The 18,150-nt window shown below is 69.5% G+C and carries 17 protein-coding genes and 1 pseudogene; 4 read left to right on the top strand and 14 right to left on the bottom strand.

Going from position 1 to position 18,150, the window contains the following annotated elements:
• Positions 1-126: 126 nt before the first annotated feature.
• Entirely contained in the window at positions 127-1,047 is a 921-nt protein-coding gene (locus tag ACSQ3Y_RS29800; protein ID WP_436179780.1) for an AraC family transcriptional regulator, read from the top strand.
• On the opposite strand, the gene ACSQ3Y_RS29795 is transcribed toward ACSQ3Y_RS29800, so the two are convergent.
• The 6 genes from ACSQ3Y_RS29795 to ACSQ3Y_RS29770 form a co-directional block, all read right to left on the bottom strand.
• Positions 1,048-1,707, bottom strand: coding sequence for an Ldh family oxidoreductase (locus ACSQ3Y_RS29795; RefSeq protein WP_436180189.1), 660 nt, complete (start codon positions 1,705-1,707; stop codon positions 1,048-1,050).
• Complete coding sequence (locus tag ACSQ3Y_RS29790) at positions 1,617-2,102, bottom strand: Ldh family oxidoreductase (RefSeq protein ID WP_436179779.1); 486 nt, start codon at positions 2,100-2,102, stop codon at positions 1,617-1,619. Before ACSQ3Y_RS29790 ends, ACSQ3Y_RS29795 begins: the two co-directional genes overlap by 91 nt.
• Positions 2,086-3,381 (bottom strand): homogentisate 1,2-dioxygenase, encoded by a 1,296-nt coding sequence (hmgA, locus tag ACSQ3Y_RS29785; protein WP_436179778.1) that lies wholly within the window; start codon positions 3,379-3,381, stop codon positions 2,086-2,088. The genes ACSQ3Y_RS29790 and hmgA overlap by 17 nt, the downstream gene beginning before the upstream one ends.
• Before the next feature lie 151 nt (positions 3,382-3,532).
• Positions 3,533-4,525, bottom strand: a complete 993-nt coding sequence (locus ACSQ3Y_RS29780; RefSeq protein WP_057201656.1) for a tripartite tricarboxylate transporter substrate binding protein — start codon at positions 4,523-4,525, stop codon at positions 3,533-3,535.
• A 44-nt stretch (positions 4,526-4,569) separates the two neighbouring features.
• The gene (locus ACSQ3Y_RS29775) at positions 4,570-5,727 is read right to left on the bottom strand and encodes a CaiB/BaiF CoA transferase family protein (RefSeq protein WP_057201657.1); all 1,158 of its coding nucleotides are present in this window, start codon (positions 5,725-5,727) and stop codon (positions 4,570-4,572) included.
• Between the two features lie 25 nt (positions 5,728-5,752).
• Entirely contained in the window at positions 5,753-6,706 is a 954-nt protein-coding gene (locus tag ACSQ3Y_RS29770) for a hydroxymethylglutaryl-CoA lyase (RefSeq protein WP_436179777.1), read from the bottom strand.
• 132 nt (positions 6,707-6,838) lie between these two features.
• On the opposite strand from ACSQ3Y_RS29770, the gene ACSQ3Y_RS29765 reads away from it, so the two are divergent.
• Positions 6,839-7,759 (top strand): LysR family transcriptional regulator, encoded by a 921-nt coding sequence (locus ACSQ3Y_RS29765; RefSeq protein ID WP_436179776.1) that lies wholly within the window; start codon positions 6,839-6,841, stop codon positions 7,757-7,759.
• On the opposite strand, the gene ACSQ3Y_RS29760 is transcribed toward ACSQ3Y_RS29765, so the two are convergent.
• Entirely contained in the window at positions 7,744-8,727 is a 984-nt protein-coding gene (locus tag ACSQ3Y_RS29760) for a 2-dehydropantoate 2-reductase (RefSeq protein ID WP_436179775.1), read from the bottom strand. The genes ACSQ3Y_RS29765 and ACSQ3Y_RS29760 overlap by 16 nt on opposite strands.
• Positions 8,728-8,831: 104 nt before the next feature.
• Positions 8,832-9,773: an N-acetyl-gamma-glutamyl-phosphate reductase gene (gene argC, locus ACSQ3Y_RS29755; RefSeq protein ID WP_057201661.1), complete on the bottom strand. Its 942-nt coding sequence runs from the start codon at positions 9,771-9,773 to the stop codon at positions 8,832-8,834.
• Positions 9,774-9,882: 109 nt separating this feature from the next.
• On the opposite strand from argC, the gene ACSQ3Y_RS29750 reads away from it, so the two are divergent.
• Entirely contained in the window at positions 9,883-10,770 is an 888-nt protein-coding gene (locus ACSQ3Y_RS29750) for a LysR family transcriptional regulator (RefSeq protein ID WP_436179774.1), read from the top strand.
• A 103-nt stretch (positions 10,771-10,873) separates the two neighbouring features.
• Here the strand turns inward: ACSQ3Y_RS29750 and ACSQ3Y_RS29745 are convergent, their stop codons facing one another.
• Together ACSQ3Y_RS29745 and ACSQ3Y_RS29740 are read right to left on the bottom strand one after the other, a co-directional pair.
• Complete coding sequence (locus ACSQ3Y_RS29745) at positions 10,874-11,374, bottom strand: HU family DNA-binding protein (protein WP_057269070.1); 501 nt, start codon at positions 11,372-11,374, stop codon at positions 10,874-10,876.
• A gap of 169 nt (positions 11,375-11,543) precedes the next feature.
• Positions 11,544-12,307: pseudogene (locus ACSQ3Y_RS29740) on the bottom strand (AraC family transcriptional regulator).
• Positions 12,308-12,417: 110 nt separating this feature from the next.
• On the opposite strand from ACSQ3Y_RS29740, the gene ACSQ3Y_RS29735 reads away from it, so the two are divergent.
• Positions 12,418-13,248 (top strand): sulfite exporter TauE/SafE family protein, encoded by an 831-nt coding sequence (locus ACSQ3Y_RS29735; protein ID WP_436179773.1) that lies wholly within the window; start codon positions 12,418-12,420, stop codon positions 13,246-13,248.
• On the opposite strand, the gene ACSQ3Y_RS29730 is transcribed toward ACSQ3Y_RS29735, so the two are convergent.
• The 4 genes from ACSQ3Y_RS29730 to ACSQ3Y_RS29715 all read right to left on the bottom strand — a co-directional run bounded on the left by ACSQ3Y_RS29730 (position 13,238) and on the right by ACSQ3Y_RS29715 (position 18,020).
• Entirely contained in the window at positions 13,238-15,040 is a 1,803-nt protein-coding gene (locus ACSQ3Y_RS29730) for a feruloyl-CoA synthase (protein WP_436179772.1), read from the bottom strand. The two genes, ACSQ3Y_RS29735 and ACSQ3Y_RS29730, sit on opposite strands and share 11 nt — an antisense overlap.
• Before the next feature lie 28 nt (positions 15,041-15,068).
• The gene (locus ACSQ3Y_RS29725) at positions 15,069-16,010 is read right to left on the bottom strand and encodes a 3-hydroxyacyl-CoA dehydrogenase NAD-binding domain-containing protein (RefSeq protein WP_057201667.1); all 942 of its coding nucleotides are present in this window, start codon (positions 16,008-16,010) and stop codon (positions 15,069-15,071) included.
• A gap of 14 nt (positions 16,011-16,024) precedes the next feature.
• A complete protein-coding gene (locus ACSQ3Y_RS29720; protein ID WP_428003777.1) occupies positions 16,025-17,020 on the bottom strand; it encodes a Bug family tripartite tricarboxylate transporter substrate binding protein in 996 nt (331 codons plus the stop codon).
• Between the two features lie 76 nt (positions 17,021-17,096).
• Positions 17,097-18,020 carry a 3-keto-5-aminohexanoate cleavage protein gene (locus ACSQ3Y_RS29715; protein WP_436179771.1) on the bottom strand — a complete coding sequence of 308 codons (924 nt, stop codon included), beginning with the start codon at positions 18,018-18,020 and terminating at the stop codon, positions 17,097-17,099.
• Positions 18,021-18,150 lie beyond the last annotated feature (130 nt).

Below are 18,150 nucleotides of genomic sequence, written 5' to 3'. Positions count from 1 at the left end.
TGAGTTTTGTTAGCCGCTCTTGTTGTGGTCGATAGCGATTGTTGGAGCAGCCATCACAGGCAACTTGTACGCATCTACGCCCAAACCGGACAGGGCCACCACTGCGCGAGCGGATACCATTTGCGCATGCCCGCCCCGTCCCGACCGAACGCCCATGCCCGCCTGTACGGCATGCAGGAGCGCGCTGAGCACCTGGATTTCGACATCCGCTTCCAGGGGGCGCGCGACGTGCTCAGCCGCCCGCACCGGCACGAGTATTTCCAGATCCAGGTGAGCCTCGAAGGGGGCGATCGGCAGGTGGTGGGCACGGCCACGCGGCCCTTTGGCGCGGGCACGCTGAGCTTTGTGCTGCCCTACCGCATGCACGTGGTGCCTCACCCTGCAGGCGCGCGCTACGCCATCATCAACTTCGACCAGCGCTTCCTCTGGCCCGAGCTCGACGTGCCCGCCCTGGACCTGGAGGACGTGGGCATGGCGCAGCACCCGGAGCTGGCACCCTTCCTGTTCCAGGAGTCCCTGGACTTCGCCTTCGGGCCCGAGGATTTCGCGCAGATTCGCCATTGGCTCGATGCCCTGGTGGCGTACAACCAGCCGCGTACGCTGGGCTCGGCGGCCAGCATCCGCGGCATCCTGCTGCAGTTGCTGGGCCTGGCCTGCGCGCGCTTTTCCAGCGAGCTGCATGCGCAGGCCGCGCGCCACCACCGCCAAGGCGGCGTGCAGCACGACGCCCTGCAGCGCGCGCTGCGCCACCTGCGCGCGCATTCGCACGAGGACATTGCGCTCACCGACACGGCCACGGCCGTGGCGCTGTCACCCAACTACCTGGCGCACCTGCTCAAGAAGCAGACCGGGCGCACCTTCACCGAGCTGCTCACCGAGCGGCGCCTGGAACATGCGCGCGAGCTGCTGGCCGGCTCCGATACGCTGATCCGCGAGATCGCGCACCAGAGCGGCTTCCACGACGAAGCGTATTTCAGCCGCCGCTTCCGGCAGGAGGCCGGGCTCACGCCGCGCCAATTCCGCCAGCAGGCCCGCCTGCAGGGGTAATCATCCGGCGGGAAACGCGCAGCCTGTGCGCTCACCCAGCGCGCGCAACTCGGCCAGCAGGCCGGCGGGCAATGGCACCCCGTGGCGGCGGCGCTGCTGTTCGCATTCCGCCTGGCGCTGGCCCGGGTAGCGGGCGCCGGGGCCGCCGGCCTGCAGGCAGGTCTGCATCCAGGCGGACACGCTGGCATCGAAGGCCTCGCGCCCGGTGGTCAGCGCGGGGTTGATCACCAGCGCAAAGGCGCTGGCGTTGGCGGCGGATCCGGCCGTGCCGACGGCAGTGTCCGGCGCCGATACGATGCCGCCCATGCTCGCTGCCAGGCACTCGACCAGCATCGCCAGCCCCAGGCCCTTGTGGCCGGCAATGGGCTGCATGGCGCCTTGCAGCGCCAGCACCGGATCGGTGGTGGGCTGCCCGTCGGGGCCGAGCGCCCATTCGGGCGGGATAGTGTCCTGGCCCTCGCGCACGGCCTGGGCCACGTTGCCGCGCGCCACCACACTGTTGGCCATGTCGAACACCAGGGGCGCGCAGCCCGCCAGCGGCAGGGCAAAGGCCAGGGGGTTGTTGCCGATCACCGGGCCGCTGGCGCCCGGCAGGGCCATGACCGGCGGCGTGCGCTGGCACAGAAAGGCGAAGAACCCCTGCTCCGCCGCAGCCGCCACATACACCGCCAGCGCTGCCAGGTGGCCTGTGGCCCAGATGTGGCAGGCCACCACAGGGGCTGGTGGCGCGCCAGGGCCATGGCCTGCTCCAGCGCGAAGCTGGCCACCACCTGGCCCAGGCCGCCGTCGCCATCGCAGCGCAGCCAACTGGTGGCATCGGCATCGATGCGGGGCACGGCGCGGGCATTCACCTCGCCGCTTGCGAGCTTGTCCACATAGCCCGGCAGGCGCGCAATGCCATGGGTATCGATGCCGCGCAGGCTGGTGCGCAGCAGCAGACCGGCGGTGAGGGCGGCAGGCTCCTCGGCCACCCCGAAGCCCATAAGCACCCGCGTGGACCAGGCCTGCAGCGTGCCGCTGTCCAGGGTGTTGGCGGCGTCAGGGCTTGCTGGCATCGAAATGCTTGCGCAGGCCCTGCCAGCAGCGGTAGTAGTCGTCCTGCAGCTGCGCCGACTGCAGCGCCTGCGCGGTCGGGCGTTGCACGCAGCGGGTCTCGAACATGAAGGCCATGGTGTCCTTGATGGCGTGCGGCACCGAAAGATCGGCGTTGCTGGCCTTCTCGAAGGTCTCCGCATCCGGCCCGTGGCCCGTCATGCTGTTGTGCAGGCTGGCGCCGCCGGGCAGAAAGCCCTCGGCCTTGGCGTCGTAGACGCCGTGCACCAGGCCCATGAACTCGCTGGCGATGTTGCGGTGGAACCAGGGCGGACGGAAGGTGTCCTGCATCACCAGCGTGCGCGGCGGGAAGACCACGAAGTCGATGTTGCTCACGCCAGGCGTGTCCGAGGCGCTGTGCAGCACCAGGAAGATCGACGGGTCCGGGTGGTCGTAGCTGATCGATCCGATGGCGTTGAAGCGCCGGAGGTCGTACTTGTACGGCGCGTAGTTGCCATGCCAGGCCACCACGTCGATGGGCGAATGCTCCATCTTCGCCGACCACAGGTGGCCCATGAACTTGGCCACCAGTTCGTGCGGCGCGTCGATGTCCTCGTAGGCCGCATGCGGCGTGAGGAAGTCGCGCGGGTTGGCCAGGCCGTTGGATCCGATGGGGCCCAGGTCGGGCAGGCGAAAGTTGGCGCCATAGTTCTCGCAGATGTAGCCGCGCGCATCGCCGTCCGGCAGTTCCACGCGAAAGCGCACGCCGCGCGGTATCACCACGATCTCCTGCGGCTCGGCGTCGATCACGCCCAGCTCCGTCACGAAGCGCTGGCGGCCTTGCTGCGGCACGATGAGCATTTCGCCATCGGCGTTGTAGAACACACGCCGCTGCATCGACCGGTTGGCCGCGTACAGGTGCATGGCCGCGCCGTTCTGGGCGTGCGGGTCGCCGTTGCCGGCCATGGTGACGATGCCCTGCACGAAGTCGGTGGGCTCCGTGGGCATGGGCAGCGGGCTCCAGCGCAGCTGGTTGGGGGGCGTGGGCACTGCATCGAACGCGCTCACGATGCGGCCGTCATCGATGCGCTCGAACGGCGTGTGCATGGCCGACGGGCGGATGCGGTAGAGCCAGGAGCGGCGGTTGTCCGCACGCAGCGCCGTGAAGGCAGTGCCGCTCAACTGCTCGGCATACAGGCCGTAGGGGCAGCGCTGGGGCGAGTTGCGGCCCACGGGCAGGGCGCCTGCAAGCGCCTCGGTGGCGAATTCATTTCCAAAGCCGGACTGGTAGGGGGTGCTCATGGTGTGTGGCGTGCAGGGTGGGCAAGGTGGGGCTGCGCCATCCCCGATGGAGGCGCCTCGCAGGCCATTGTGGAGCGGGTCGCGCGCAGGTTTCCTGCGTGCCCGGCATACCGGCCCTGGCGGGCGGGTCAATGCCCGGCGCTCGGCGAACTCACTCGACCGTCACGCCCGCCTTTTTCACCAGCCGGGCATAGCGCTCCTGCTCGGTCTTGAAGAACTGCAGCGAGGCTTCGGGTGTCATGGGGTTGATGATGTTCTCCTGCTTGGCCATGGCTTCTTTGGTTTCCGGCATGGCGAAGGCCGCCACCACGGCGGCATGCAGGCGCTTGACCTCGGCAGGCGGCAGCTTGGCCGGGCCGACCACGGCGAACCAGCCGGCCACGTCCACGTCCGGGAAGCCCTGCTCGGCAATGGTCGGCAGGTCGGGCAACGAGGCCACGCGCTGCGTGCCCATGATGCCGATGGCGCGCAGGGCGCCGCTCTTGAGCTGGCCCTGCACGGCGGGCAGCGCCACCACGCCGATCTCGACCTGGCCGCTCACCATGTCCGTGACCATGGGGCCCACGCCCTTGTAGGGGATGTGGCGCACGTCTACGCCCGCTGCCTCCATGAACATGGCGCCCGCCAGGTGGATGATGGTGCCGTTGCCCGAGGAGGCGTAGTTGTAGCCATCGGGCTTGGCCTTGAGCAGGGCCTGCAGCTCCTTGGCGTTCTTCGCCGGAATCTTGGGGTTGACCACCAGCACGAAGGGCGTGGCACCCACCACCGTGATCGGCGTGATGTCGCCGATGGCATCGAACGGCATCTTCTTGAACACGCTGGGGTTGACCACATGGTTGTTCGACACCACGCCCAGCGTGAGCCCGTCGGCCGGCGCACGCACGATGACCGAGGCGCCGGTGATGCCGCCTGCGCCGGGCAGGTTCTCGATCACCACGCTCTGGCCGCCCAGCGCCTTGATCAACTGCGGGGCGGCCGCGCGCATGATGGTGTCCACCCCAGAGCCGGCGCCCACGGGCAGCACCATGCGGATGGGCTTGTCGTTGGCGCGCACGGTGGTGGCGGCGGCGCCGCACAGGGCCAGGCCGGCCAGCCAGAGGGCGGCGCGGCGGTGGGGCTGGAAGGAAATGGCGGTGGCTTGCATGGTGCTTGTCTCCTTTGGTTCTTGTCGGTTTGCGAAAAAGGGGGTCAGGCCGGCACGCGGCTGGGCAGGCCGGCGAGGATTTCCTCGGTGTGCTCGCCCACCTTGGGCAGCGGGCGGCGCACGCCAGGGCGGCGCCCGTCCATGCGCAGGGGCAGCAGCACCACGTCGGTGGTGCCGCCGTCGTCGGTCTGCATGGGCACCAGGCCGCCGCTGGCCTTGAGGTGCGGGTCGTCCATCAACTGGTCGGGCCGCACGATGGGTGCATAGGGTATGCCGGCCGCCTCCAGCCGGGGTGCGAGGTCCTGCACGCGGTGGTGCTGCAGGATGGCGCCGAGCTTCTCCAGCAGGGCCGGGCGCACGCCCACGCGCAGGGTGTTGGTGGCCAGGGCTGGGTCGGCCGCGAGTTCGGGCGCCTCGATCACGCGGCACAGCGTGAGGAACTGCTTGTCGCTGACAGCGCCGATGAAGAGCTGCTCGCCATCGGCCAGCGTGAACACGTCGTACACGCTCCAGGCCGACACGCGCGAGGGCATGGGCGGCGGCGCCTCGCCGGTCATGGCGAACTGCTGCATGTGCTGGGACGACAGGAACACGCAGTTCTCGAACAGTGCGCTCTGGATCTCCTGGCCCCGGCCGGTGAACTCACGCTCGCGCAGCGCGGCCAGCACGCCGATGGCGCCGAACATGCCGCCCATGATGTCGTTGACCGAGGTACCCGCGCGCAGCGGCCGGCCCACGGGGCCGGTCATGTACGACAGCCCGCCCATCATCTGCACCACCTCGTCCAGCGCCAGCCGGTTTTCGTAGGGGCCGGGCATGAAGCCCTTGTGCGTCACGTAGATCAGGCGCGGAAAGCGCTGGGACAGCGTCTCGTAGTCCAGCCCGAAGCCGGCCATCAGCCCGGGGCGGAAATTCTCCAGCACCACGTCGCACTCGCCCGCCAGCTCGGCTGCAGTGGCACGGCCGTCTTCGGTGCCGATGTCGATCACCACACTCTTCTTGTTGCGGTTGAACGAGCGGAAAAAGCCGATCCCCAGGCCCGGCAGCTCGCGCGTCTTGTCGCCACCGGGCGGCTCGACCTTGATGACCTCGGCGCCCAGGTCGGCCAGCACCATGCCGCAGGTGGGGCCCATGACCATGTGGGTGAATTCGAGGACGCGGATGCCCGTGAGGGGCAGGCGCGGTTCTGGGGTGGGGCTCATGGCGGGTTCCTTGGGGCGGTGCAATTCAGGCGGCAATGGCCGCCTGGTGGGGAAAGGTCTTGGGCAAGCCCGCGCGCCACAGGGTGCCGTGCAGCGTCTCGCCGGCCAGCCATTGCGCCACCCGGCGGCGCAGCGCCAACAGCGCGGCAATATCGATGCCGGTGGCAATGCCCATGCTGCCGAGCATGTAGGCCAGGTCTTCGGTAGCAACGTTGCCGCTGGCACCAGGCGCGTGCGGGCATCCGCCGATGCCGGCCAGGCAGGCGTCGAAGCGGGCCACGCCCACATCCAGCGCTGCGGCCACATTGGCCAGGCCCAGGCCGCGCGTGTCGTGGAAGTGCCCGCACCAGAATCGGTCGCCCGCCAGGCGCACGGCGTCTTCGAACAGGTCGCGCACCATGGCCGGGTCGGCATAGCCCACGGTGTCGGCCAGGCTCACGCGGTCCGCACCGGCGTCGAGCAGGGCCTGCATCAGGCGCAGCACCTCGCTCTTGGCGACATGGCCTTGCAGCGTGCAGCCGAAGGCCGTGCCCACGCCGCCTTCGATCAGCGTGCGCGAGCCGGCGGCGTCGCGCGCGGCGCGGATGCGCGCCACCTCGGCCACCACCTCGTCGGGCGTCTTGCGCAGGTTGGCCAGGCTGTGGGCATGGCTGGCCGACAGCGGCACGATCATCAGGTCGGCACCGCCCGCGATGGCGCTTTCGGCACCGCGCAGGTTGGGCACCAGCACCGAGGCGAACAGCCCCGGCAGGGTCTTGGCGAAGGCCAGCAGCTCGGCCGTGTCGGCCAGCTGCGGCAGCAGCCGGGCGGGCACGAACGAGCCCACCTCGATCTCGCGCTGGCCGGCTGCGTGGGCAGCGCGTATCCATGCGCGCTTGTGCTCGGTGGGCAGGATGGTGGCAATGCTCTGCAAGCCATCGCGCAGGCCGACTTCGCGGATGACGGCAGTGCGCGGCAGGCGCTCGCTCGTGGGGGGCATGGGTGTCTCCAGGGTGGGGCGCACTGCAATGTGGGCTCTCGGATGGAACTGTAGGCATTCCCGATGCATTGATAAAGCGGTATTCTGGAAGCAATAGCGTTCCCGTTGGGAACGGCAGGAGCAACCCATCCCATGCGCGATCTGGATCTGACCACCCTGCGGCTTTTCGTGGCCGTCTGCGAGGCGCGCAACATCGCCCGCGCTGCCCAGCTGCACCACATCGTGCCCTCGGCCATCAGCAAGCGCCTGGCGCTGCTGGAGCAGACCGTGGGCAATACGCTGATCGAGCGGCGCCGCCGCGGCGTGGTGCCCACGGGGGCCGGCGAGATCCTGCTGGAGCATGCCCGGGCCATGCTGGCAGCCGCCGACCGCGTGGGGCGCGACATGGCGGCTTACGGCAACGGCATCACGGGGCAGGTGCGCATCCTGGCCACGGTGTCGTCGATCGCGGAGTTTTTGCCCGACGACATTGCCTCTTTCCTGCAGGTGCCCGCGCACCGCGACATCCGCATCGACATCGAGGAAGCGGTCAGCAGCGAACTGGTGCGCGGCCTGCGCGAAGGGGTGGTGCCCGTGGGCGTGTGCTGGGATGCGGCGGACCTGGCCGGCCTGCAGACGCGCAGCTACCGGCGCGACCACCTGGCCATCGTCACCCCGCTGTCGCACCCGCTGGCCCGGCGCAGGCGCTGCGCGTTCGAGGACACGCTGGGCTTCGACCAGGTGGGCCTGCCCGCATCGACGGCGGTGCACACCATGCTGGCGCGGGCCGCGGCCATCATCGGGCGGCCCATCAACTACCGGGCGGTGGTCAGCACCTTCGATGCCTCGATGCGCTGCGTGCGTGCCGGCCTGGGCATTGCCGTGGTGCCGCGCGAGGTGGCCGAACCGGTGGCCGCCAGCCTGGGCATCCGCGTGCTGCCGCTCACGGACGACTGGGCCCAGCGGCGCTTCGCCATCTGCTTCAACGATGAAAAGCGGCTCTCACCGGCCGCGCGCATGCTGGTGGAACACCTGCACCAGGTGGCCCATGACGAGGCTCAGGCCGCAGGATAGAGGCCGCGCACCCGGCCGAAGAGGCGCACCAGGCCCAGCAGGGCATCGATATTCGGCGAGGGTTCGGCCACCCGCTGGCCGATCTCCTGCACCGCCGCGACGATGGCGTCGATCTCCAGCGCACGGCCTGCCTCCACGTCCTGCAGCATCGAGGTCTTGAAGGCGCCGAGCTTGCGCGTTAGGGCATGGCGCTCTTCGGGGCTTTGCGCAATCGGGCAGCCGATGCGTGCGCCGATGCGGCCGGCCTCCTCCATGGCAGCCGTGCAGAAGCCGCTCACCAGGTCGTCGTCGAGCAGGCGGTCTACCGTGGCACCGGTGATGGCCGAGACCGGGTTCATGGTCATGTTGCCCCACAGCTTGTACCAGATGTCGTAGCGCACGTCGGCCGAGTGCGTGGCCTCGAAGCCTGCGTGGTTCAGCAGGTCGGCCAGGCGCTGCACGCGCTCGCTGCGCCCGCCTGCGGGCTCGCCGATGACCAGGCCCCGGCCCATCTTGTGCTGCACCAGCCCGGGCTCGGGTGTGGAGGTGGCGGCGTGCACGACGCAGCCCACCACATGGTGCAGGGGGATTGCGCTGGCAATGCGCCCGCCCGGGTCCACGCTGGCCAGCGGCTCGTCGCCCCAGCCCGCCACGCCCTGGCAGAACCACCAGGGCACGCCGTTCATGGCAGGCAGCACCAGGGTCTCGGGCCCCAGCAGCGGCGCAATGCCCTGTGCCACGCTGGCCAGCGCCGGGCCCTTGACGGCGATGACCACCAGGTCCTGCACGCCCAGGTCGGTCGGCCGGTCCGTGGCGTGCGCTGGCGCCTGCACCAGCCCGTCTGCGGTCTGCAGGCGCCAGCCGTGGTCCTTGAGCGCGGCCAGCGTGGCGCCGCGCGCCACGGCACTCACCTGGGCATCGCCGGCCGCTGCCAGCCGGGTGCCGATGAATCCGCCGATGGCGCCCGCGCCGATGATGCAGACCTTCATGGATGTTGCCTCTGGTAGTGGATGAGACGCGCGAGTCTGCCCGGCTATCGGGCGCCACACAATCAATGATTTCTGAGGGATTGATTAGCGCCGCTGAACAGTAGTCAACCCTGGGCCATGCGTTCCAGCATCAGGTCCAGGTTCTGCACGGCCGCGCCCGAGGCTCCCTTGCCCAGGTTGTCGAACACGGCAGCAAGCAGCACCTGCCCGTGCTGCGGGTTGGCAAACATGGACAGGCGCAGCTGGTTGCTGCCGTTCAGCGCCTCGGGGTCCAGGTGCTCGGTGGATTCGGCCTCGGCCAGCCCTGTCACCTCCACATGGCGCTGGCCGGCATAGTGCTGCGCCAGGGCGTGGTGGATCTTCTCGGCGGTAGTGCCTGCGGGCAAGCTGCGCAGATGCAGGGGGATGGTCAGCACGATACCCTGGCGGAAGGCGCCATAGGCCGGCAGAAAGAAGGGCCGCGCCGACAGGCCCGCATACCGTTCGATTTCTGGCGTGTGCTTGTGCGCCAGGCGCAGGCCATAGACCTGGAAAGCCGGCGCCTGCGCGCCCGGGGCCTCGTGCTCCTGCACGCGCGCCCGCCCACCGCCGGAGTAGCCCGACACGGCGTGGATCGCCAGGGGGTGGTCGGCAGGCACCAGGCCGGCCTGCACCAGCGGCCGAAGCAGCGCGATGGCACCCGTGGGGTAGCAGCCGGGGTTGGTCACGCGTGTTGCACTGGCGATGCGTTCGGCCTGGCCGGCATCCATCTCGGGAAAGCCGTAGACCCAGCCGGCATCGGTGCGGTGGGCCGAGCTCGCGTCGATCACGCGCACAGCCGGGTTGGTGACGGAAGCGGCCGCTTCGCGCGCGGGCCCGTCGGGCAGGCACAGCACGGCAATGTCGCAGGCGTTGATGGCCTCGGCGCGGCGCGCCGGGTCCTTGCGGTCCTGCTCGGGCAGGGTCAGCAAGCGGAGGTCGGTGCGGCCCTGCAGGCGCTCATGGATCTGCAGGCCGGTGGTGCCCTGGTCGCCATCGATGAAGACAAGCGGTGTGGTGTTGCTCATGCGGGGTGCTCCTGGTGTGTGCCAAATGGGGGATGCGTGATCTTCAGCCGCTGCGTAGAATTTGAAAAGTTGAATTTCACAACCATCAGCATCAGGATTTCTGAACGACATGCGTGAACTGAACCTGGACCGATTGCGCACCCTCGTCACCATTGCCGACCTGGGATCGTTTGCCGAAGCCGCGCGCGTGCTGCACCTGGCGGCGCCCACGGTGAGCCTGCACATGGCCGACCTGGAGGCGCAGGTGGGCGCGCCGCTGCTGCTGCGCAAGCGCGGCGAGGTGCGCGCCACCGGCGTGGGCGAGGCCCTGGTCGAGCGTGCCCGGCGCCTGCTGGCCGATGCCGATGACACCCTGGCCATGGTGCAGCGCCAGGTGCAGGGCCTGGCCGGCCGCGTGCGGCTGGGGGCATCCACCGGCGCCATCGCCCACCTGCTCCCGCAGGCGCTGGAGGTGCTGGGCCAGCAGCACCCCGACATCGACGTGCAGGTGGCGGTGCTGACCTCGCACGACACCATGGCCCGCCTGGCCGGCGGCACGCTCGACGTGGGCCTGGTGGCGCTGCCCCAGCCGCCAGTGCCCGGCGTGCAGGTCGAGCCCTGGCGGCGCGACCCGGTCATGGCCTTCGTGCCGGCGCAATGGCCGGCGCCCACGCGGGCCACGCCGCACTGGCTGGCGGGCCAGCCGCTGATCCTCAACGACGAGGGCACCAGCCTCTCGCGCCTGACCGGCGAGTGGTTCGCGTTGGCCGGCGAGCAGCCCCGGGCACGCATAGAGCTCAACTACAACGATGCGATCAAGAGCCTGGTGGCCGCCGGCTATGGCGCCACGCTGCTGCCGCACGAGGCTGCGGTTGCCGCGCCGCCCGACCCGCGCATCCGCATGCTGGCCCTGCGCCCGGCGCTGTGGCGGCCCCTGGGCCTGGCGCACCGCGCCGGCGCGATGGAGAAGGCCACGCAGCATGTGCTGGACGTGCTCTGGCAGCAGCGCCAGGCGTGATCGAAAGAGGCGGGAAAGTGAAATGAAAAAAGCCCAGGCGCTGCATCTGCATCGCCTGGGCTTCCGATCCGAAACCTGGAAAGACTGCTCCAGGAAGGGCCGATCAGGCCGTTGCGTCCTTGAGCTTCTTGAGCGCGCGGGTCTTGATCTTCACGGCAGCGGGCTTGGCGGGGAACCAGCGCTCGGCACCGGTGAAAGGGTCCTTGCCGAAGCGCTTCTTCTTGGCGGGCACTTGCTGCAGGCCGATCTTCAGCACGCCAGGCAGCGTGAATTCGCCGGAGCCCTTCTTGTGCACGGAGCCCAGGATGGCGGCTTCGAGCGCTGCCAGCACGGCCTTGGTGGCCTTGGGTTCCACGCCCGACTGCTCGGCCAGGTGGGCCACCAGGGTCGTCTTGTTGAAGGCGGTCTTGATGGGCTTGAGCGCTGCAGGCGTTGCTGCGGCGGCGGGGGCAGCCTTCTTCGCTGCGGGGGCTGCGGCCTTCTTGGCAGCGGGCGCTGCCTTCTTGGCGACAGGTGCTGCGACCTTCTTGGCCACGGGCGCTGCAGCCTTCTTCGCTGCGGGTGCTGCCTTCGCGACAGCGGTGGTTTTCTTTGCAGTTGCCATGATGTTTGTTCTTCGTTTCAAAGTTGCAAGGTGCCCCCCTGCATGTGCGGGGAGGTGCGCGATTTTAGAAGCACTGCGCGCACAAGCGCTATAGGACAAGACCGCAGAACCTCAGCGGCCTTTGGATAGCGTGATTTTTACAACGGCTGCAGCGCTCCGCTGCACGCCTTCAAGCGGGCAGGAACTCCGATGGCGGGCGCCCCAGTCGCTTGCGGAACATGGTGGAAAAGGCACCGGGCTCTCGTAGCCCAGGTCCAGCGCGACGGCGGTTACGGCATCGCCGCGCGACAGGCGTGACAGCGCCGCCAGCAGGCAGGCCTGCTGGCGCCACGCGCCGAACGACATGCCGGTCTGCAGTCGAAAGAAGCGCGTGAAGCTGCGCTCGCTCTTGTGCAACTGCCGTGCCCAGGCATCGGGCGCTGCGTGGACCTGCGGGTTGTGCAGAAAGGCTGCGCACAGCGCCGCCAGCGCAGGCTCGCGCGGCATGGGCGCGAAGAAGGGCAGGGTCGGTGCGCGCTGCAACTCGTGCAGCATCAGCTGCGCCAGGGCGCCATCGCGCCCGCTCAATTCATATTGCGCCGGCAGCTCGGCCGAATCCAGCAGCAGCTGGCGCAGCAGCGGCGAGACCTGCAGCACCTCGCATTGCGAGGTGGTTCGGGGAACGGCCTGCGGCTCGATGTAGAGGCTGCAGGTGCTCACGCCCACCATACGCACGCGGTGCGGCTTGCCCGCCGGTATCCACACGCCGCTGCTGGTCGGCACGACCCAGGCGCCATCGTCCGTGCCGACTTCCATGATGCCCGTGGCGCCGTAGAGGAACTGCGCACGCCGGTGGCTGTGCGTGTCGAGCAGGGTTCCTGCGGGGTAGTCGGTGGCAATGGCCAGGACCGTGCGGTCCACGGCGTCGACGGTGTGCAGGGGCGTGTTGCGCATGCTCCGGGTGCTTTGGCTGAAATGCAAACATTATTGACCTGCCGGCGAAAGCCGGCCAGGCCACTGCAGCCTAAGCTGGCATGGTGTTTTTTTTGCAATGGAATGCGCGCATGGAGTTCTACCTTGTCCTGGCCGTGTTCGGCACCCTGGCCGGAGTCACCACCGTGCTCTTCGGCTTCGGTGGCGGCTTCGTCGTCGTGCCCGTGCTGTACCGCACGCTGGTGCACATGCACGGTTCCGAAAGCCCACTGGGCCAATCGGCCATGCAGGTGGCGGTGGCCACCTCCACCTGCGTGATGATCGTCGGCGCGGGACTGGCCACGCGGCGCCACCAGCGGGCGGGCAATGTGGATTGGGCGCAGGTGCGGCCGCTGCTGGCTTTCATCGCCGTGGGCGCGGTGGCGGGGGCGGCTGCCGCCACGGTGCTGCGCAGCGACTGGGTGCGCTGGACCTTCGTGGCCTACCTGGCGCTCACCATCCTCGACGGGCTGCTGCGCCCGGGCTTCATCCGGCCGCGTGCCGCGGTGGCGACGCCGCAGGACGGGACGCGGCCCTCGGGCCCGGTCACGGCCTTGCTGGGGTTGGCCATCGGTGCGGTGGCGTCGTTCCTCGGTGTGGGCGGCAGCGTGATGACGGTGCCGCTCATGCGCCGGCGTGGCGCGCCGATGGTGCAGGCCACGGCGGCGGCCAACCCGCTGTCGCTGCCGGTGGCACTGGCGGGCACCGCCACCTACGTGCTGCTGGCCTGGGAGCAGGCCGCCCCGCTGGGTGCCTGGCATGCGGGCTTCGTGGACCTGCGGGCCTTCGCGGTGCTGGTGGCCGGCTCCTGGCTGGGCATCCGCCTGGGCGGGCGATTCGTGGGTCGCCTGCCCGACGGGCTGCACGCCAAGGTCTACCTGGCGCTGCTCGCGGTGGTGCTGCTGGCCATGCTCATGCGCTGACGACCACGTCTGCACGCGGCGGCGTCGCGTGCAGGGCATGCACGTCGTCCTCGCGCTGGGCCAGCACCGCGCCCTGGTTGATGTAGCCCTTGTCGGTGATCTCGCCGGCCTCTGCATCGGGCGGCGTGCGCAGCACCAGTGCCCGCGTGGGGCATTGCGACGAGCCCGCGCCCGCATCGCGCCGGGCCTGCATCACGGCGCGCAGGGCCTGCTCCAGCCGTGGGGAGTCGCTTGCGCCGGCGGCCGACGGGAAGACCAGCATGCCGACCTCGTCGCGGTCATGCCCGGTGAGCACGATGTCCTGCACCAGCGGCGCCAGCTGCGAGACCAGTTCCACGCGCAGCGTGCCCACCGAGACCCAGCTGCCGGTGGACAGCTTGAAGTCCTCGGCCACGCGGCCGTTGAAGACCACGCCGCGCTCGGGCCGCTCGGCGTCGGCCAGAAAGCCCGCATCGCCGATGCGGTAGAAGCCGTCGTCGTCGAAGGCTGCCGCCGTCTCGCGCGGCGCATTGCGGTAGCCCGGGAACACCGACACGCCCTTGACCCGCATCTCCAGCTTGCCGCCATTGGGCACCATCTTGAGCGTGAGACCGGGCAGCGGCGCGCCGATGCAGCCCGCGCCCTGCAGGCGCCAGTGCGCCGTGGTGATGGCCGGGGAAGTCTCGGTCGCACCCCACGAGGTGGTGAGCCACAGCGGCCGCGCGGGCCGGGCGCGCGCGGCCACGGTTTCGAGCCGCTGCCAGGTGGAGGGCGCGAGCGCCGCCGCCGCATAGAAGGCCAGGCGCAGGCGCGAGAGCACCTCGGCAGCCAGGGCCTCGTCGGCCTCCAGGTAGGGCAGCAGCATGTCGAAGCCGCGCGGCACGTTGAAGAGCAGCGTGGGCCGCACCTCGCGCAGGTTGCGCACGGTCTTCTCGATCAGGCCGGGTGCGGGCCGCCCTTCGTCGATGTAGAGCGCGCCGCCGTGGCACAGCACCATGTTCAGGTTGTGGTTGCCGCCGAAGGTGTGGCTCCAGGGCAGCCAGTCCACCAGCACGGGTTTCTCGTGGCCGAGAAAGCGCCAGGTCTGCGCCACCATCTGCTGGTTGGCGCAGAGCATGCGGTGGGTGTTGATCACCACCTTGGGCCGCCCGGTGGAGCCCGAGGTCAGCAGGTACTTGGCGTGGTCATCGGGCGCGATCGCCTCGAAGGCCTGCGCCACGGCCGGTGTTTCCCGGGCAGCGAGCAACTGCGCAAAATCGAGGGCGCCGGGGCATTCCTGCGCATGGCGGCTGAAGACCCGCACGGCGTTGCCGGAGTAGCCCGCCAGGGCCGGCGCATAGGCGCGGGCATCCGACGCATAGACCACGCACGGCCCCAGCGCCGCCAGCATGCTATGCAGCCGCTCCGGGTCGCGCGAGCGAGCGTACGCGCTCGACAGCGAGCAGGGCGTGCGGCCGATGTGCATGGTGGCCAGCATCAGCACGGCATGGTCCACCGCGTTGTCCGAGAGGATGGCGACCGGCTGCCCCGCGGGCAGGTCCATGTCCAGCAGCGACTGGGCCACGGCACCCACGGCCTGGCGCAACTGGGCATAGGTCAGGCGGCGCCAGTCGTCGCCGCTGTCGTCGCGCTCGGCAAGCGCCAGGGCGTCGGGTGTCTCGCGTGCCCAGCGCTCCAGCCACTCGCCCACGCAGCGCGCGTAAGGGCCCAGCGGCTCGGGCGATTGCAGGGTGAAGGCGCCGTCGGCCAGGTGCGTGAGCACGGTGCGGGGTGGTGCCAGTTCGGCGGGGTCATCGACGAAATCGGGGTGCATCGTGTTGTCTCTGGTGTCGTTCTTGTGTTCAGTCCAGGTGGCCAGACGACTGCTTGGCCCGGATCAGGTCCAGCAGCAGGGCATCGCGCGTGCGCGCCAGGTCCTCGGTGCTGCGCTCGCCCAGCTCCTCGGCCACGCCCTGCGCCACCTGCTGCTTCAAGGCCTCGGTCATCGCAGGCGTGCCCAGGTCCTGCCACCAGCTCTCGATGGGGCCGCCCAGGTGGTCCAGTACATGGGCCACGCCGCCTGCGCCGCCCGAGAGGTGCAGGTTCATGAACGGGCCCATCAGCGCCCAGCGCAGGCCGGGCCCCTGGGCGATGGCGGTGTCGATGTCGGCGACCGTGGCCACGCCTTCGTTCACCAGGTGGAAGGCTTCGCGCCACAGCGCGGCCTGCAGCCGGTTGGCAATGTGGCCCTTGATCTCGCGGCGCACGTGGATGGGGCGCTTGCCGATGGCGGTGTAGAAGGCCATGGCGCGTTCGATGGTCTCGGGCGAGGTCTTTTCACCACCCCCGACCTCCACCAGCGGAATCATGTGCGGCGGGTTGAACGGGTGGCCCAGCACCACGCGCTCGGGCCGCGCGCAGGATTGCTGCATGTCCGTGACCGACAGGCCCGATGAACTCGACGCCAGGATGGCATGCGCCGGTGCAGCGGCATCGATCTGACGGAACAGCTCGGCCTTGAAGTCGATGCGCTCCGGCCCGCTCTCCTGCACGAAGTCGGCCGTGGCCACCGCGTCCTCCAGCCGGGCGTGGAAGGCCAGGCGTGCCAGGCTGGCGCCTGGCGCCAGCCCCTGGCGCTCCAGCGTGGGCCAGTGCGCGGCCACGGTCTCGCGCAGCCGATCTTCAGCACCGGGCGAGGGGTCGGTGGCGTCCACGTCCAGCCCGCGCGCCAGGAAATAGGCGGCCCAACTGGCGCCGATCACGCCCGTGGCGACCACAGCAACGCGCTTTACGCTTGAATCCATGGGGTGCGTTCCTCTCAAGACTCTGCCGTGAAGCCGATCTTTTTCACGAGCGGTCCCCAGCGTTCGAACTCGGAATGCTGGGAGGCCGCCATTTCTGCTGCGGTGGAGCCCTGGGCGATGAGCCCGACCACGGCCAGGCTGTCGATGACCGACTTTTCCTTGATGGCTGCGTTGATGGCGGCATTGGCGGCGGCCACCGCAGCAGCCGGCGTCCTGGCCGGCGCGTAGAAGCCGAACCATTCCTCCGTGGTCAGTTCAGGAAAGCCCTGTTCGGCAAAGGTCGCGACCTCGGGCGAGAACGGCGAGCGCGCCTTGCCCGAGGTGGCGATCAGCCGCAGCTTGCCCGCCTTGTGGTTGGGGATGAAGTCGCCGCTCGGGGTCACCATCGAGGCGATCTGCCCGCCCACCACGTCCGTGACCCCGGGGATGGAACCGCGGTAGGGCACGTGCTTCAAGTCCACGCCGTTGTTCAGGCCCAGCAGCGCGCCGATGAAGTGCGGCGTCGAGCCTGCGGCGGGCGAGCCGTAGTTGGCCTGGCCGGGGTTGGCCTTGGCCCAGGCCAGGAAATCCTTCACGTTCTTCACCGACGCCGGCACCAGCGGCCCCACGGCCAGGCCATGGTGCATGATGGCCGCGATGGACACCGGCACGAAGTCCTTGACCGGGTCGTAGCTGAGCTTGCTGTAGATGTGCGGGTAGATCGAGGTGCACGAGAACGGCGACAGCGTGAGCACGCTGCCGTCGGCGGCGGCACCCTTGAGCGACTCCAGCGCGATGCGCCCGCCAGCGCCGGGCTTGTTTTCCACCACCGCCGCATTGCGCGTGTAGGCCGACCCTGCGAGCTTTTCGCCCACGCGGCGGGCTACGCTGTCGCCCGAGCTGCCGGCCGGAAAGCCGTAGAAGATTTTGACCTGTTCGATGGTCTGCGCCAGCGCTGCCAGGGGCGACAGCGTGCCCAGCGCGGCTGCGGCGCCCATGTGGCCCAGGAACTGGCGGCGGGTGTTCGTCATCGTCATCATGTTGCTCATCTCTGTCTCCTCGATGGGGTGGGAAAGTCGGGGTATGGTGGAGCGGGAATCGCTGCGGTCAAGCTGGGGCAAACGCGGGGCGCGGGCCGCCCACGCGCGGCAGGCCCATCAGCGCGCGCGCTTCGGCCGGCGTGGCGGGCTCCATGTCCAGCTCGCGGATGATGCGCACGATGCGTTCGGTGAGCTGCACGTTGGTGGCCAGCTCGCCGTGGCGAAAGTACAGGTTGTCCTCCAGCCCCACGCGCGCATGCCCGCCCAGCAGCAGGGCGGCGACGTTGGCTTCGAGCTGCGAGGGGCCGATGCCGCTCACGCAGAACAGGCTGTTCTTCGGCAGCGTGTCCACCATCATCTGCAGAAAGCGCGGCGAGTAGGGCATGGCGTTCTGGAAGGCGCGGTGCACGTTCATCACCAGGTTGATGAAGTGCGGGCCCTCGTCGTCGTGCCCCTCCTCGATGAGCGTGGTGGTGTCCTGCAGGATGTGCGTGGGGCTGAACACCTCCCATTCGGGCTTGATGCCGCGCGCCTTCATGCCTGCGGCCAGCTCGCGGCCCCGGCTCAGCGGCGTGTCCATCAGGATCTCGCGGCCATCGAAGCTCAGGTTCAGTGTGGTGGCATCCAGCGTGCACATCTCGGCGCCTGCGTCCATGCCCTTGATGCGCTCCTCCCACGCAATCTCCCAGCGGCCGCCGGGCAGGGGCTTGACCATGTCGCCGTGCACGCCGCCGCCGGTGGAGTTGTTGAGGACGATATCGCAGCCCTTGGCGCGGATGCGGCTGTTGATGTCGCGGTAAACGTCGGGGTTGCAGGTGGCGCCGTCGTCGGGCCGGCGCGCATGGATGGCGACCACGCTGGCCCCGGCGTTCCAGCAGCGCTCCACGTCATCGGCGATCTCGGCGGGCTGGGTGGGCAGGTGGGGGTTCTGCGACTTGTGGGCCATGCCGCCCGTGGGGGCGATGGTGACTATGACTTTGCGCTTGCTCATCGTGGTCCTGGTGGAGAATTGCGGGGTGCTCCGCATTATTTTTTTGGGCACCTTTCCACTCAGTCATCGCGATGACATTTGAGGGCAGGGTATACGCGGGGCCAGTGTCTTCTTCCGGGAGAACCCCACT

Source organism: Acidovorax sp. LjRoot66, assembly GCF_964253305.1.
Taxonomy (GTDB): Bacteria; Pseudomonadota; Gammaproteobacteria; order Burkholderiales; family Burkholderiaceae_C; genus Acidovorax.
This window is presented reverse-complemented; position numbering and strand designations above follow the sequence as displayed.

Bases quoted from the DNA above. Each gene is read 5' to 3' on its own strand.
- ACSQ3Y_RS29800 (WP_436179780.1), top strand. From the start codon at position 127: ATGCCCGCCCCGTCCCGACCGAACGCCCATGCCCGCCTGTACGGCATG.
- ACSQ3Y_RS29790 (WP_436179779.1), bottom strand. From the start codon at position 2,102: ATGCCAGCAAGCCCTGACGCCGCCAACACCCTGGACAGCGGCACGCTG.
- hmgA (WP_436179778.1), bottom strand. From the start codon at position 3,381: ATGAGCACCCCCTACCAGTCCGGCTTTGGAAATGAATTCGCCACCGAG.
- ACSQ3Y_RS29780 (WP_057201656.1), bottom strand. From the start codon at position 4,525: ATGCAAGCCACCGCCATTTCCTTCCAGCCCCACCGCCGCGCCGCCCTC.
- ACSQ3Y_RS29775 (WP_057201657.1), bottom strand. From the start codon at position 5,727: ATGAGCCCCACCCCAGAACCGCGCCTGCCCCTCACGGGCATCCGCGTC.
- ACSQ3Y_RS29770 (WP_436179777.1), bottom strand. From the start codon at position 6,706: ATGCCCCCCACGAGCGAGCGCCTGCCGCGCACTGCCGTCATCCGCGAA.
- ACSQ3Y_RS29765 (WP_436179776.1), top strand. From the start codon at position 6,839: ATGCGCGATCTGGATCTGACCACCCTGCGGCTTTTCGTGGCCGTCTGC.
- ACSQ3Y_RS29760 (WP_436179775.1), bottom strand. From the start codon at position 8,727: ATGAAGGTCTGCATCATCGGCGCGGGCGCCATCGGCGGATTCATCGGC.
- argC (WP_057201661.1), bottom strand. From the start codon at position 9,773: ATGAGCAACACCACACCGCTTGTCTTCATCGATGGCGACCAGGGCACC.
- ACSQ3Y_RS29750 (WP_436179774.1), top strand. From the start codon at position 9,883: ATGCGTGAACTGAACCTGGACCGATTGCGCACCCTCGTCACCATTGCC.
- ACSQ3Y_RS29745 (WP_057269070.1), bottom strand. From the start codon at position 11,374: ATGGCAACTGCAAAGAAAACCACCGCTGTCGCGAAGGCAGCACCCGCA.
- ACSQ3Y_RS29735 (WP_436179773.1), top strand. From the start codon at position 12,418: ATGGAGTTCTACCTTGTCCTGGCCGTGTTCGGCACCCTGGCCGGAGTC.
- ACSQ3Y_RS29730 (WP_436179772.1), bottom strand. From the start codon at position 15,040: ATGCACCCCGATTTCGTCGATGACCCCGCCGAACTGGCACCACCCCGC.
- ACSQ3Y_RS29725 (WP_057201667.1), bottom strand. From the start codon at position 16,010: ATGGATTCAAGCGTAAAGCGCGTTGCTGTGGTCGCCACGGGCGTGATC.
- ACSQ3Y_RS29720 (WP_428003777.1), bottom strand. From the start codon at position 17,020: ATGACGAACACCCGCCGCCAGTTCCTGGGCCACATGGGCGCCGCAGCC.
- ACSQ3Y_RS29715 (WP_436179771.1), bottom strand. From the start codon at position 18,020: ATGAGCAAGCGCAAAGTCATAGTCACCATCGCCCCCACGGGCGGCATG.